The organism is Wolbachia endosymbiont of Dipetalonema caudispina (assembly GCF_013365495.1).
In the GTDB taxonomy this organism is placed as follows: Bacteria; Pseudomonadota; Alphaproteobacteria; order Rickettsiales; family Anaplasmataceae; genus Wolbachia.
The window spans coordinates 1-15,580 of the sequence record NZ_CP046580.1 but is presented as its reverse complement, the minus strand read 5'-3'; the positions used below and the strand labels follow the sequence as shown (position 1 = coordinate 15,580).

Sequence of the window (15,580 nt, the reverse complement as noted above, 5' to 3'; positions counted from 1 at the left end):
ATTATTCCCACTCAATAGTTGCTGGCGGTTTAGAAGTTAAGTCATATACAACTCTATTAATTCCAGAAACTTTATTAACAATTATACTACTTACATCCTGCAAAAAGCTCCAAAACATTAATGAATATTGACTTTTATCCTCAAACGGAAATGCATCAGCTGTCATACTATCAGAAGATGTCACAGCTCTCAAAGCACAAACATATCCATATGTACGACTATCTCCTACAACACCTACAGTTCTTATTGGTAGTAATACAGCAAAAGCTTGCCATACTTGATCATATAAATTATGACTTCTCATCGTATTGATATATATTTCATCTACATCTTGTAATATTCGTACTTTTTCTTCATTAATTTCACCTATAATCCTTACCGCAAGTCCTGGTCCGGGAAATGGGTGTTGAAATATCATTTTATCTGATAGACCAATTTCTTTTCCAAGTATTCTAACTTCATCCTTAAATAAATAACGTAAAGGTTCAACTAACTTTAGATTCATTTTTTTTGGTAATCCACCAACATTATGATGAGATTTAATTAAACTAGCATGCCTTGAAGCATATCCAGACTCAACTATATCAGAATAAATAGTACCTTGCATTAAAAAATCTACATCACCAATTTTTTTTGCTTCTTCTTCAAATACCTCAATAAAAGTACTACCAATAACTTTCCGTTTTTCCTCTGGATCAATTATGCCTTTTAACTTACTTAAAAATAAGCTTGATCTATTAACATAATTCACTGGAATTTCTTTTAATATAGTGATGATATGACTCTTACGTAACAACCCAGTATCAATAAAAATACAATTCAATTGCTTTCCTATAGCTTTATACATGAGCGTTGCTGCAACACTTGAATCAACTCCACCACTTACTGCAGCAATTACTTTTTTCTCCTTTACCAAATCCTTTATTTTACTCTTCTGTTTTTCAATAAATGATTTTACCGTCCAGTTTCTTTTACAATTTGCAATATCTAAAAAATTAGAAAGCAACTTATTACCATTTGCCGTAAGCTTAACCTCAGGATGAAACTGAGTACAATATATCTTACGTTGTTCATTAACAATTATTGCAACTGTTTGGTTCACCACACCTAACGCAATAACAGTAAATTCTTGAGGTATACTTTCAACACTATCTACATGATTCATCAAGACATCTACCTCAGAATTAATATCCCATGTATCTTTTATTATGGGAGATTTCTTTAATATCTTAATCTTAACCTTACCAAACTCTTGCTTAAAATTTCTTTTTATCTTTCCTCCAAAATAATGACAAACAAGCTGTTGTCCATAACATATCCCAAGTATAGGGACATTTGTTACCTCATTAAATTTTATAATCTCATGCACTATTCTACTTACATCAGAATCATTTACAGATTGCGGTCCTCCAGAAAAAATAAATCCATTATATTTTTTTAAAACTACTTTAAAATCAATGGTACTTGAAAATATCTCACAATAAACACCCATTTTTCTAACTTGTTTTGCAATAAGCTGTGTAAATTGTGAACCAAAATCAATAATAGCAATTACTGACAAATATATTCCTCCATATTATTCAAAATAATATTTAATAATAAAAACAATGAAATAAGTATAAACCAAGCTTCCTCAAAAGTTCTAATATATAATCAAATTAGTTTAATTAGTTTCAAGCAGAATTCATAAAATCAGTTTAACTATATTAACCCTTCAGTTTATCTACTATCCTCCAAAATCACTAGCATTCTATAATCTCACCAAAACTAAACTTAAACTACCATAAACTTAACATCAATTATTTTCTATCTTCCTTTTTTGCTTATGCTTTCTTTTCCTTCTAATTTGAATTTTAGATTCCTTGCTCTGCACTTTTTGATAATAACTTCAATAGTATTATTCCCTTAATAAAACACTAATAACTATTTATTTTATATTTCAATATACTCATATAACTATTCCAGCAGAATTATTTACAATATTCACTATTCCTGATAATATTAAAGATTCATTAATTCAGCATATGACTTACATATACACCATATACTTTACACTCCATCTTTAATTTATTCACATTTCTCTCACTCATATCCATACACTTTTTTTTTTACTAAAAAAAACATCACTTAAACATTAAAAAAACTTATTAACCTTAAATAAAACTAATTAAATTTTCATAAACCCATATTTTCTTAATTACTTCATAAGCAATATAACCAGTATAACAAGCATACTTATAATAAAAAGTACTGAAAATTTTAAACTTTATATACAATCATACTAATTACCAATATCATACCTAAAAAATCCCCCTGGCCATCTAAGAAAATTTAACGCTGAATACACTTTTCCTTTAGCTTCTTCCAAAGAATCTCCTTCTCCTACTATATTTAATACTCTCCCACCATCAGAAATCCAATTACCACTTTTATCCAATTTAGTACCAGCATGAAACACTAATATACCAGGAATACTCTCAATTTTATCTAATCCTTTAATAATTTCTCCAGTCTTATAATTATCTGGATAACCTTTACTTGCAACGACCACACAAACTGTGGATTTACTAGTTAGTTTAACTGCTTTAACATTTAATTTTCCCTCTGCAACTGATAACATCAATTTTAATAAATCACAGTTTTTATCAAACCTAGGTAAAATAGATTGTACTTCTGGATCACCAAACCTAACATTATATTCAAGAAGTTTTGGATCATCTTTACAAATCATTAAACCAGCAAAAAGAACTCCTCGATAAGGGGTACCCATATTAGTAAGTGCTTGAATTGTTGGATATATTATTTTTTGAATAATTTTCTCTTCCATACCTTTACTTACAATTGAAGGCGATGAGTATGATCCCATACCCCCAGTATTCTTACTATCATTATTCGCATCAACCCTTTTATAATCCTTCGCACATCCAAAAGTTACTACTTTCAATCCATCAACAAGAACAAAAAAACTTACTTCTTCTCCAACTAAAAATTCCTCTATAATTATCTCCTCACCTGATTCACCAAATTTTTTTTTCACTAACATTAAATCTATCGCTGCAAAAGCTTCATTTTCTGTATTACAGATTATTACACCTTTCCCTGCTGCAATTCCATTTGCTTTTATCACAAGTGGAAATTTTATTTTATTACTAAGTATAAAATTTTTAGCTAAACCTTCATCAACAAAACACTCATATCTAGGAGATGGTACACTATATTGTCTACACAATCCTTTGGTAAAAGATTTTGACGCTTCAAGTTTTGCAGCACCTTGACTCGGGGCAAAAACATTTATTCCTTCTGCAATTAAATTACTAGCAAGCCCATCAATTATTGGTTGTTCTGGGCCAATGACAACTAACTTTATATTTTCTCTTTTACAAAATCGTGTAACATCAATTAAATTTTTAATATTTATATTTGCAATAATTCCAAAATCCTTCATAGCTTGACGTCCAGGGGTAACATATAACTCAGTTAAAAGAGGAGATTTTTTAAGAGCCCAAAGCAAAGCATGCTCACGCCCACCAGAACCAATAACCAGAACCTTCATTCTTTAAAATTTCTCGTTTTTATATATTCAGAATCATTACTTACCTATAACAGTATCATCACTCATATATTTTTGCAACACATTTGGTATTGCAATTGACCCATTAGAATTCTGATAATTTTCCATTATAGCAATAATCGTTCTACCTATAGCTAAAGCTGAACCATTTAAAGTATGAACGTACTTTTTTATCTTTTTATTAGTTTCTAAAAAATACTTAGTATTCATTCTTCTCGCCTGAAATGCACCACAACTTGAACAACTAGATATTTCTCTGTATTTATTCTGCCCAGGTAACCATATCTCTATATCATAAGTTTTTTGTACAGCAAACCCTATATCACCACTGCACAGTAATACCACTCTATATGGTAATTCTAATCTTCTCAGTATCTCTTCAGCAATATTTATTATACGCTCAAGTTCATCATTAGATTGGTCTTCAGCTGTAATACTCACTAACTCTACTTTACCAAATTGATGTTGTCTTATCATACCTCTAGTTTCCCAACCTGCATTGCCAGCTTCTTTACGAAAGCACTCTGAATATGCAACAAAACGAATTGGTAGTTCCTTTTCTTTTAAAATTTTACCAGCAACTAAATTTGTCAAAACAACTTCACCTGTAGGAATCAACCTTAATTCATCAGTAGTTAAATATGAATCATCAGAAAACTTTGGCAACTGACCAACATTATACATCGCCTCATTTTTTACCAAAATCGGATGATACACTTCAGTATAACCAAATTCACTAACATGCATCTCAAGCATAAAGTTTACTAATGCTCGTGCAAGCCCTGCCAACTGCCCTTTCAACACTGTAAATCTTGATCTAGAAATTCTCGTTGCCTGCTCAAAATCCATTAAATTTAATTCTTCCCCAAGTTCATAATGAGACTTTACTGTAAAATTAAATTTCCTTTTCTCTCCATATTTTCTTATCTCCAAGTTAGAACCTTCATCTTCACCCACTGGTATATCTTGTGCAGGAATATTAGGTAAATTAGACAAAATATTCATTAACTTATCTTTTTCTATTTGCTCCATCAAGCTAATTTCTTCTATCTCACTCGCAATACTTTTCGATAACTTTATCTGCTCTCCATAAGGAATATTACCTACTCTTAGCTTTCTTATTTCATCTGTAACTTGATTAAGCTGCCTATTCAAATCTTGTAACTTAGTAGTTAATAACCTTTTCTTATAATCAATCTCTAATATCCCTCTTATAGAAAACTCCTTAACTCCTCTCATCTTCATTGCTTTCTCAAATTCCCAAGGTTTTTTTCGAATATATCTTATATCATGCATATTTACATTACACTATTACTAATAACGCTCACTAATATACTCCAAATACCTTTAATATTCAATATATTGCTCATATTACTAATAGATTACCCAAGATAATAGAAATTTGACTTTACTTTGAAAACTTATTTAAATTTAGTTAATTAATGTCATAAAACTAAATGTCAGACATTACAAAAAAATACAATAAATTTAAAGAAAACTGTTATTTTAATAAGCTCAAAGCTAATAAAAAACTTATTATTTATGCTTTTAATACATATATAATAATTACAATCTCTATTGGTTATTTAAAACTAATAACAAAATCTTCTCCCCTAATTTCACCACTTACTATATTAATCTTTCGTCCCATAATCTGGATTATACTAGGATTAGTTTTTACACTAATATATAAAGTAGCTGTAAAAATTTTATACACTTTAACTAAAGACTTCCTTAATAAAAAAGAAACAAATCAAAACTTAAAACAAACTCCAAATGACAATAATAATATTGTACTAGATAGTAAACCCAACCACCAAAATAGCAGTAGCATAAGTATTACTACTTCAAAAGACAATAATTCAAATACTAAAGAATTTTATGAAAATTTACCAACACTTACACATCAAACAAATAGAAAAAATTACTCCTACTGGCTACAACAACATGATATTGCTCATATTGCAAGAGCCGTATATAACTATACAGAAAGTTCAGATAACTATATATCTTTTTGTATTCCTGGCAATCTCGAGACTCTAAACGAAAGATTAATAGAATATAAAAATAAAGTAGAACAAAAAAAACAAAACACAATATTCACTTCAATAATGAATTTAGGAAACTATCACTGGACTACGTTAGTCGTTACATATGATTTAGTTAACAAACAATTTAAAGCCTATTACTGCGATTCTTCTAAAGGTAAATTAAAATACTTTGGTAACCAACATAATAATATAAAAAATGCAAACAAAATCAAAAATGAGTTAATCATCCCACTTAATAAGCAAATTAGTGAGCTAAATGCTGCACTAGGAAAGAAAGAAATATGCAAAGATATCCAAAAAACAGCTCAAATATGCCGAAATAAAAAGGATGAATTAGTTAACATTCCAATAAACACTGACAATATAGTAAGTGCACTAGAAGTAGCTTTAAAAATAGAAAGCAATAATATAAAAAATTTCTTGATTCAACAGCAAAACGATGACTGTAACTGTGGAATATTTGCGTTAGAAAATGCTCATAAAATTACACAAAAGCTCAGCGAAGGCAAATCATTTAATGAAATTGACAAAGAATTATCAAAATATAAAATAAATTTAAACAAAAAAAGAAGAGAGTTTACAAAAGTACTTATGAAAGATGAACAATGGAAAAAAGATTTTAAAAATGGACTATTATGTGAACTTTTACCAGAAAGACAAATACTGTCCTCCTCTCCCTCAAAAAAGGAAAGAATACATTGGTGTAGCATTATGTAACTATAAAAAAAAAATCTTATGTCCCTTCAAATAGGAAATTTAACAATTACTTCTCCAGTTATTTTAGCACCAATGTCTGGAGTAACTGATTATCCATTTAGAAGTATTGTAAAAAAACTTGGTGCAAGTTTACTCGTTTCAGAAATGATTGCAAGCAAAGCTATGATCATGAAAACTCGTCAGAGCATGAAAAAAGCAAAAGTTGATGAATTGACCGCCGTGCAACTTGCTGGGTGTGAACCAGATATAATTGCAGAAGCTGCAAAATTAAATAGAGATATGGGCGTGAAAATCATAGATATAAATTTTGGCTGCCCAGTTAAAAAAGTTGTAAACTCCTATGCAGGATCGGCACTAATGCGCAATGAAAAAAAAGCTGCTGAAATAATTGAAGCCGTAGTTAAAGCAGTTAATGTGCCAGTTACACTAAAAATGCGTACTGGATGGAATAATGAAAACCGTAATGCTCCACGTTTAGCAAAAATTGCAGAAGATTTAGGTATAAAAATGATAACTATTCATGGAAGAACAAGAACACAACTTTATAATGGCCAAGCAGATTGGAAATTTGTCAAAAATGTTAAAGAGCAAGTAAAAATTCCAGTCATAGTAAATGGTGATATTACAAATTTAAGTGACATTCATAAAGCTCTTAAAGAATCAAAAGCAGATGGAATAATGATAGGTCGTGGTGCTTATGGTAAACCTTGGTTAATTAATCAAGCAATAAATTTTATGAATGGAAGAAAAGTTTCTGAGCCAACATCTTTAGAAAAACTAAGTATCATACTTGAACACTATAATAGTATTCTTGAATATTATGGAAAAGAGATAGGGATAAAAATAGCCAAAAAACACATATGCTGGTACAGTAATAGATTAAAAAACTCAGCCGAATTTCGCATGAAAATAAATAATATGGTAGATAGTATAGAAATAAAAGAAAATATAATAAATTTTTTTAGTTAAAAATTTATTAAACTACATAAATAGAAGAATAAAACTCTACATCTATCGTAACTTTAATGCTTTTATACAATATTACATATTTTTAATCATCTTGACATTTAAAAACTCACTAAGTAGTAAAAATTATGACAAACAGTTATTTTATTATAAATTAGCATTATATCATGCTTTTAAATTCATCACTTTACAAAACTTTAAAAGTAGAAAATATAAAATAAAACTAACAAAACACAAAATACTCATTGTAAATAGTTGCATACTAAAAGTAGATAAATAAACAAATAAATATTTTTACTAAATTCTATAACCAATGTACAATAAATTAAGTATAATATGCTCCCTTACAAATCTACTTTTGAATAAGCTATTCTTAAACCTTACCTTTAATATATATTTAACAATTTTATCTTGAGTACAAACTCTTATTGCTTAAAACTAAAACTAGAAAATAAATTTATTATACAAAATTTTACTAAAAAAACTAGCCATACTAGTAGCCAATTAATTACTGATGCCACCACAAGATAGATATCCTTACTCTCTTTAATTTAGTAAATTAGTCTAAGTACATAACCAATTTCATCTTAATTTACTTTACTTTTTTTAAAAATAGAATTATTATAAAAACATAATTAAAATTACTACATTAATTATTTTCAATAATACTACTAATAACACATCCTCCCTACATTATACCGTTAATTATATCTATATTAACCTATCAATGCAAGTTGAATAATAATTTCTTAAGGTTTAAATAATCTTCTAGTTGACTGTTAATTACTATACATAAAAAGCTACTTTAGCCTATATTTCCCACTTTTTCACTAAGCTTAACAGAAAAATCACATTTAACTTTTCATATTTTTTTCTAAATAACCTAGCTTTTAAAAATTCACCTAATTTAATTCAAGTTTTCTATCATCAACTATATTGTCTTTATCATATTATCAAATAAATAGTAAAGACTCTCATCACTATAAAGCAACAGCCTTATGTAGAAAAAGATTTGTTATACATAAAATTTAAATCATAATATAATTACAGGTTATATCCTTGAACTATTTATCTTTAAAACTGCTAACTTTAGCATCATAATAACTTAATTTTCTTCCAAAAACACACTGTAAAAAAAATAGATAAACAAGAACTAACTTGAAATTAGAATAACTTTCCTTTCTAAATTTTAAAGTGATCAATCCACAATTAACTAGTTAAATAACTTATAAATCAAAGTTAAAACTAGAAACAATAAATATAACATTAAATACGCATTACTTTATAAATAAAAAGTAAATATCACAGCTTTTCGCATTTTCTAACTTAGAAAAGTTATCTTAATTTAAAATTAAAGCAGTTTATAACACTATCTCTCCATCTTAAATACAGAGAGAAACTCTAAAATAAGAAGCTCCATAAAATTTATATAAAACATAACTTATAAAATTAAACTTTTTTTTTATATTTTTGCTTTTATATTAAGAGAGTATTATAGTAGTATTCACTTCAAAATATAAAAAAATAATTAATACAACAAATTCAAATAAGACTAAAATTATATTCCTAAAAACAGTACAAGTAACAAACAATATCTAACATAAAAACAAAAAAAACAATAAAATTCATAAGTTACATCACAAAAAAAAAAGTAGTAAAAAGCCTTTATGAAGTACAGATATAAATACCTAACTATTAATAGTATAAGTAGACAATTTTCTTTAAAAATTTAGATATAAAAAAACATCAATAATACTATAAGCCGCCACTAAAAAAAATCTTATAAGCACTTAGTAAAACAGCTATAGTAAAAAACACCTAACAAATAACATTTTAAAATTAAGTTAAAATTAAAGTTAATATTTCAATAATCAAAATTATGTTCTATATAAAGAAACAATGTTGTAATCATGCTTAAAGTTTTAATTAATAATAATCTACTTCTTTCTATAATAAAGAACATAATTTTTAAAATTTAATTTACAACTAAATCAGAATAAGTAACCCTCATTAGTAAACTCACAGCATTATATACTGGATATGATATTATTTATATTGATTTAAATCACCTATAAGTATAATACACTATAGTTACCTTAACATTAAACAATACAACCATACACTATCATAATTAATAAATAGTAAAATTATTACAAATTTTTCCAACTTTATTTTTCACTGCTTTTTCAATATTCGAGCTATCCCCATTGATTAACCCATGGATTATTTTACTTATTAAGTTAGCTATTTCTTCAAAATTCTTTGCCTTAAGACCACGTGTTGTCTCAGCGGCAGTACCAAAACGTAGCCCTGAAGTAACAGTCGGTTTTTCTCTATCAAATGGTATAGAATTCTTATTGCAGATAATATTAGCCCTCTCAAGACTATCTACGACACCTTGTCCAGTTAATTTTTGAGGTCTTAAATCAACCAACACTATATGAGAATCGGTATCACCAGTTACAATATTTAGCCCATATGCTTGCAAAGTTTGAGCCAGAACTTTAGCATTCTTAACAACCTCCTTACTATAAGTTTTAAACTCTGGTGCTAATGCTTCTTTAAATGCAACTGCCTTCGCAGCTATCACATGCATAAGTGGTCCACCTTGCAATCCTGGAAAAACTGAAGACTGAATTTTTTTATGTAGTACTTCATCATTTGTCATTATGACCCCGCCACGAGGACCACGTAAAGTTTTATGAGTTGTAGAAGTTACAACATGTGCATACTTAACAGGAGATGGATACTCACCAGCTGCTATAAGTCCAGCATAGTGAGCAATATCTGCAAGCAAATACGCACCAATTTTATCTGCAATTTCACGAAAACGCTTAAAATCTATTTTTCTTGGATAAGCAGAAGCACCAGCTATGATCAATTTTGGCCTATAATATAATGCCAGCTTTTCCACTTCATCCATGTCTAACAAATAAGTACTTTGATTAACCGTATATTGAATTGATTTAAACCATTTACCAGAAAAATTAGGTGTTGCACCATGTGTCAAATGTCCACCACAACTCAATGATAAACCAAGTATTACATCACCTGGAACAAGTAATGAAGCAAATACTGCTTGATTTGCTTGAGAACCAGAATGAGGCTGAACATTCGCAAATCTAACATTAAATAGCTTACAAAGTCTTTTTATAGCAAGATTTTCAACTTCATCCACATATTTACAACCACAGTAATATCGCTTTCCTGGATAACCTTCTGCATATTTATTAGTTAGAAAAGAACCTTGTGCTTCCATTACTGCTTTACTTACAAAATTTTCCGATGCAATTAGTTGTAGCTGTGATCTTTGACGCAGCAATTCCCTCTCTATAGATTGATAAACTTTATTGTCAAAAAATTTTAAATCACTCTTAAAGCTACAAACTCTCCCTGAAATATTAGTCATATTTTAAAACTTTATTCAATTTAATAAAACTAAATACACTCAGATTACAAATAAAACCTTAGGATCTTTTCCTTAACCAAATAAACCCAAAAACAGCAAAAAGTAAACATACAGGAATAATTGACATGGCCTTTATCAAAAGCCCAGAACCATAAATAGGATTACCTTCTATTGTTGTTCCAGTCCAATAAAAACTGACTATTTTCGCAATTAAAACATGAAAAAAGTAACCAAAAACCATAATTATCATATTTGAAAAAGCCGTAGCTAATCCCACTAAGTCAGTGGTTACATAGCTTATAGCTTTGTAAATAGTAATTACCTGATACCCAGATGCAAAGCCAATAACAAAGAGTGCAGGAAGCACAACATATAAACTACTAGCCTGTGTAAAAAGCAAAAGGAAACTAACAATCATTGCAAGAGAACATGTAATAACTATTTCATAATGTTTATCAGGATATTTTTCCAACAAAAAAGCTAAAAAAAGTGTTCCAATTCCAAAACCTACAAACACAAAAGAAGAAAGAGAAGATGCTAAATCTCCTTTCATCTCATATACTTCGCATAAAAATGCTTTTGCCCAACCATCAGCAAAACCTTCTAATGGACCAATCATTAAGCCACCAAAAAAGCTAATCAAAATAATATACTTATTACAAATTACAGCTTTTAGATCTTGCAATATATTATTACTATTTGCATCTTTCAATGCACCATTACTCGGTATTGTAACAAATAACAAAAAGGCAAGTAAACAACCAAATGCTGAAAAAAAATATATAACATAGTTCCAACCAAACTTATTAAGTAAGAAATCTAAAGGCAATCCCCCATAAACAGCTCCCAGTAACCCTATTACTATAGATAAACTAGCCATTTTCGCTGATTTTTCTCGAGAAAAATACATGCTTGCAACTTTAAAGATCCCAATTGCTGAAGCAGATGATCCAACTCCAACAATTATTCTACCAAGTATTGAAAAATACCACTCATCAAAACATACAAGTGGTAATGTTCCTATAAATGTCAAAATAGTACATATAGGTAAAATAAGCTTTAATCCAGATCTGTCCAAAATAAGACCAACAGGTATATGAGCTAATGTATATCCTACATAATATAACCCGCTAAACTGACCAATATCTGTTATACTTATATTAAATCTTGATATCAATCCAGGTGCAATTATATTAGGAATTACGCGCAATATATATTGATATGCATAAAATAATGATACTAACACCCATACCAAAATTTCTTTTTGTAGCATAAAATTTACCTCAAATTCAAAATTTAAAGCATTTTAGCTATAAAAGTACTACTTTCATAATATTCTCTTTTCACTTCACTAAAAGTGAACAAAATAAAATTAACAACTACCATAATACTAATTATACTTAAAAATAACACAAGAAATATACCTTTAAAAACTTTGAGCTTTATTACTAATTATTATAGTATATTTAAAACTATTTTATAGATAAAGCATTATATTAAAATTACAGTAGGTAATACATACAATATTATATATTCATCTCAAATCTATTCTTACATTCTGAGGTTTTATTTTTTCATAAAACTCATTAATTATTTATGTGTTCATTCTATTAAAGAAAAATATTCTAAATAACACAACCCTCATCAATAGTTATCTTACAAACACTACAATCAATATAATTATTATTTTTTTCACAAAATATTTTATTAAAGCTAAAGATAATTAAACGTGACATCAATAAAAACACATCATAAAATTAAATAACAAAACATAATAAAGTAAATATTTATCATATAAATTAAGAATATAAATAAATATTTTATACCAATAATACAAATTAAAAGCTTTATAAGTATAAAAATATTAAATTAATTTAACATTTCACATGCTTTTGCAATACTATTGCACCCAATTTCTAGCTGCTCTTGAGAAATTGCATAAGAAACCCTAACAAAATTTTCAAGGCTAAATGCAATCCCTGGAATTACAGCAACTAAATAATCTTCTAACAAATACTCAGCAAAATCAAGATCATTATTTATTATCTTACCGCTTTTTGTACTTTTACTTAGCAAATTTTCACATGAGATAAATAAATAAAATGCACCTTGCGAAACATATACTGATAATCCTGGAATAGAACTTAACTTTCTAATTACAAAATCTCTACGACTCTTAAAAATTTTAACCCTCTCCTTCAAAAAACTATGATCACCATTCAATGCTTCAACTGCTGCTGCTTGTGCTATTGAATTTGGATTTGAAGTACTCTGAGACTGCAGTATAGAAATAGCTTTTATTATATCACTTCTTCCTGCAACATAACCTATTCTCCAACCTGTCATAGCATAAGCTTTTGACACCCCATTAACTACAAAAACCCTGTCATAGAGCTTTGGCTCAACTTGAGCAATAGTAAAAAACTTCTCATCATATATTATATGCTCATAAATATCATCAGTAATAACATTTACATGCGGGTATTTAAGCAATAACTGTGCTATTTCTTTCAGTTCATCATATGAATAAACAATTCCAGCTGGATTATTTGGTGAGTTAATGATCAACCACTTGGTCTTTTCAGTTATCTTGGTCATTAGCAATTTTGTCGTTAGCCTAAAATTTCTATTACACTTTATCACAACTGGCAAACCGCCAAAGAAACTTATCATATCAATATATGATACCCAACAAGGAGCTGGAATTATAGCTTCATCTCCAGGATTAATCGTTGCCATAAATAAGTTAAATAACACTTGCTTAGCACCGGCACCAACACAAATCTGATTAGGCATATATTCAAGATTATTATCTCTTTTTAATTTATTAATTATCGCTTCTTTAAGCTCATATGTTCCATCAACAGCAGTATACTTAGTTTTTCCATCATTTATCGCTTGAATAGCTACCCTTTTTATATGATCTGGGGTATCAAAATCTGGTTCTCCTACAGTTAAAGTACAAATTTTTTTTCCTCCACTTTTTAACCTATTTACTTTATCATTTATAGCAATCGTAGGTGATAATTTTATCAAAGACATTCTTTTTGCAAGTTTTAACATAATCTTATGAAATTAAATTTAGATAATAAATATTGTCTAGTAAAAAAGCTAGAAGTTTTATTATTATATCAATAATTTTTCACTAGATCTACTAACGCAGCAATATTTTCAATCGGAGTATTAGGAAGCACTCCATGTCCAAGATTAAATATAAAAGGTAAATCTTTAAAACAGTCCATTATACGTTTTGCTTCTTTAATTGCTTCTTCTTTATCATAAGCTAAGAGATTAGGATTAAGATTTCCTTGAAGAGGAATCCCTAAATTTACCTTTGCCCATTCGATTGAAATATCATAATCTATACTTATTGCAGATATATCCGTTTGTTCACAATAATCTTTATAAAATTTTCCTGCTGATTTTGGAAAACCTATTACTGGAAAACCAGGAAATTTATTATTTATTGCTAAAACAATTCTTTTTGTTGGCTCAACAACATATTTTTTAAACAATTCCCACGAAAGAATACCAGCATTACTATCAAACAGCTGAATAATATCTACTCCATATTCTATTTGCTTAATTAAATAAATAATCGTTGTTTCCGTTATTCTTTCAATTATTTTTTCCAATTTTAAAGGACAAAAGTCTAATATATTAGTAGAAAAAGCTTTGTTAACTTTGCCTTTTATGATATACGAAGCTACTGTCCATGGTCCACCAGCAAATCCTATAAGAGATTTTTTTTCTGATAATCTATTTCTTATTTTTCTTATAGCATTCAAAATTGGCAAGATCTTGATCTCGATTTTTTGTAAGCGATTTAATTCTTTAGACCTTTCCACTATAGGCCTTACTACTGGACCTCTTCCTCGTATGAAGTTCACATTATAACCTAAAATGTCAGCCATTATCAAAATGTCTGAAAAAATTATAGCTGCATCCATATCGAATCTTGCTATTGGCTGTAATGTTAATTCTACAATCAGATCTGTATTATAACATATTTCCATGAAATTACTTATGCCTTTTGTTGCTTCATAGTATTCAGGAAGTGATCTACCAGCTTGACGCATTAGCCAGATGGGTATCTTTTCTTTCCGTTTACCATCTCTAATAATTTTCGCTATTATTGCTTTATTATTTTCTGATATGGTAGAAGAGTTATTTATTTTTCTCATAATTTATTTTTCTTATATATATAATATATAATAATAAACTGCTTAATAAAATGTTATTAACTTAAAATTTAGTAAAGCTTTTTTTGTTTATTTAAAATTGATGGATAATTTTTTTGCTAACTTTAAAATATATTATAAAGCTTTTAGATAATGTAATTTATGTGTATCAAGTATAGTGTTCGAGTTGCTAATATTTTTTTTGAGAGACTTTATTTTTATCTGTTATATAATCGTGTATATGCTAGTGAAAAAGCTGTTAAAAAATTGTTAGTATCTTGATATTCACATATAATTCACAAGTTGATTTAATATTATTAACATACTTGTTAAGTAGTTAAAAAGTTTTTATTTCTATTAATTTTTCATTATTTAATAAAGTATTTTTTAAAGTAATAAGCTATTTTTAGCTTATTACTAAATCTATTTTTAGCAAATTGTTTTTATAAGAATATTTTATTTTGGTATTATAATGCTCTAATAGTAAAGAGGTCATATAAACATTAACATTTTTTATATTTAAATTAATATTATCTTTTTTTGTTAATTTATTTGCTAAAGATTTACTCATTAGCTTTTGCTTATTTAAAATTCTTATGGTTAATAATGTTTTATCTTCTATTTGGCTTAATAAAACAGAAACTAATTCAACCTCTGCTATTACATTTGTTATAGTCAGTGCCAT

At 28.0% G+C, this 15,580-nt stretch carries 10 protein-coding genes; 2 read left to right on the top strand and 8 right to left on the bottom strand.

The window, feature by feature from the left end; genetic code table 11:
- Position 1: 1 nt before the first annotated feature.
- From guaA to serS, 3 genes are all read right to left on the bottom strand, one after another.
- Positions 2 to 1,561 (bottom strand): glutamine-hydrolyzing GMP synthase, encoded by a 1,560-nt coding sequence (gene guaA, locus GOY14_RS00045; protein WP_175809149.1) that lies wholly within the window; start codon positions 1,559 to 1,561, stop codon positions 2 to 4.
- Positions 1,562 to 2,281: 720 nt separating this feature from the next.
- Complete coding sequence (gene purD, locus GOY14_RS00040; protein WP_175809148.1) at positions 2,282 to 3,553, bottom strand: phosphoribosylamine--glycine ligase; 1,272 nt, start codon at positions 3,551 to 3,553, stop codon at positions 2,282 to 2,284.
- A 36-nt stretch (positions 3,554 to 3,589) separates the two neighbouring features.
- Positions 3,590 to 4,867 (bottom strand): serine--tRNA ligase, encoded by a 1,278-nt coding sequence (gene serS, locus GOY14_RS00035; RefSeq protein WP_175809146.1) that lies wholly within the window; start codon positions 4,865 to 4,867, stop codon positions 3,590 to 3,592.
- Between the two features lie 161 nt (positions 4,868 to 5,028).
- Here serS and GOY14_RS00030 point away from each other — a divergent pair, with 161 nt between their 5' ends.
- Together GOY14_RS00030 and dusB are read left to right on the top strand one after the other, a co-directional pair.
- The gene (locus GOY14_RS00030) at positions 5,029 to 6,339 is read left to right on the top strand and encodes a hypothetical protein (RefSeq protein WP_175809144.1); all 1,311 of its coding nucleotides are present in this window, start codon (positions 5,029 to 5,031) and stop codon (positions 6,337 to 6,339) included.
- An 18-nt stretch (positions 6,340 to 6,357) separates the two neighbouring features.
- Positions 6,358 to 7,308, top strand: a complete 951-nt coding sequence (gene dusB, locus GOY14_RS00025; protein WP_175809142.1) for a tRNA dihydrouridine synthase DusB — start codon at positions 6,358 to 6,360, stop codon at positions 7,306 to 7,308.
- A gap of 2,128 nt (positions 7,309 to 9,436) precedes the next feature.
- On the opposite strand, the gene glyA is transcribed toward dusB, so the two are convergent.
- The 5 genes from glyA to GOY14_RS03300 form a co-directional block, all read right to left on the bottom strand.
- Complete coding sequence (gene glyA / locus GOY14_RS00020) at positions 9,437 to 10,714, bottom strand: serine hydroxymethyltransferase (protein ID WP_175809140.1); 1,278 nt, start codon at positions 10,712 to 10,714, stop codon at positions 9,437 to 9,439.
- A gap of 58 nt (positions 10,715 to 10,772) precedes the next feature.
- Complete coding sequence (locus GOY14_RS00015; protein ID WP_175809139.1) at positions 10,773 to 11,987, bottom strand: MFS transporter; 1,215 nt, start codon at positions 11,985 to 11,987, stop codon at positions 10,773 to 10,775.
- Between the two features lie 596 nt (positions 11,988 to 12,583).
- Positions 12,584 to 13,777, bottom strand: a complete 1,194-nt coding sequence (locus GOY14_RS00010; RefSeq protein WP_175809137.1) for a pyridoxal phosphate-dependent aminotransferase — start codon at positions 13,775 to 13,777, stop codon at positions 12,584 to 12,586.
- 68 nt (positions 13,778 to 13,845) lie between these two features.
- Positions 13,846 to 14,898 (bottom strand): uroporphyrinogen decarboxylase, encoded by a 1,053-nt coding sequence (gene hemE, locus GOY14_RS00005; RefSeq protein ID WP_175809135.1) that lies wholly within the window; start codon positions 14,896 to 14,898, stop codon positions 13,846 to 13,848.
- Between the two features lie 403 nt (positions 14,899 to 15,301).
- Positions 15,302 to 15,580, bottom strand: a complete 279-nt coding sequence (locus GOY14_RS03300; RefSeq protein ID WP_180213942.1) for a hypothetical protein — start codon at positions 15,578 to 15,580, stop codon at positions 15,302 to 15,304.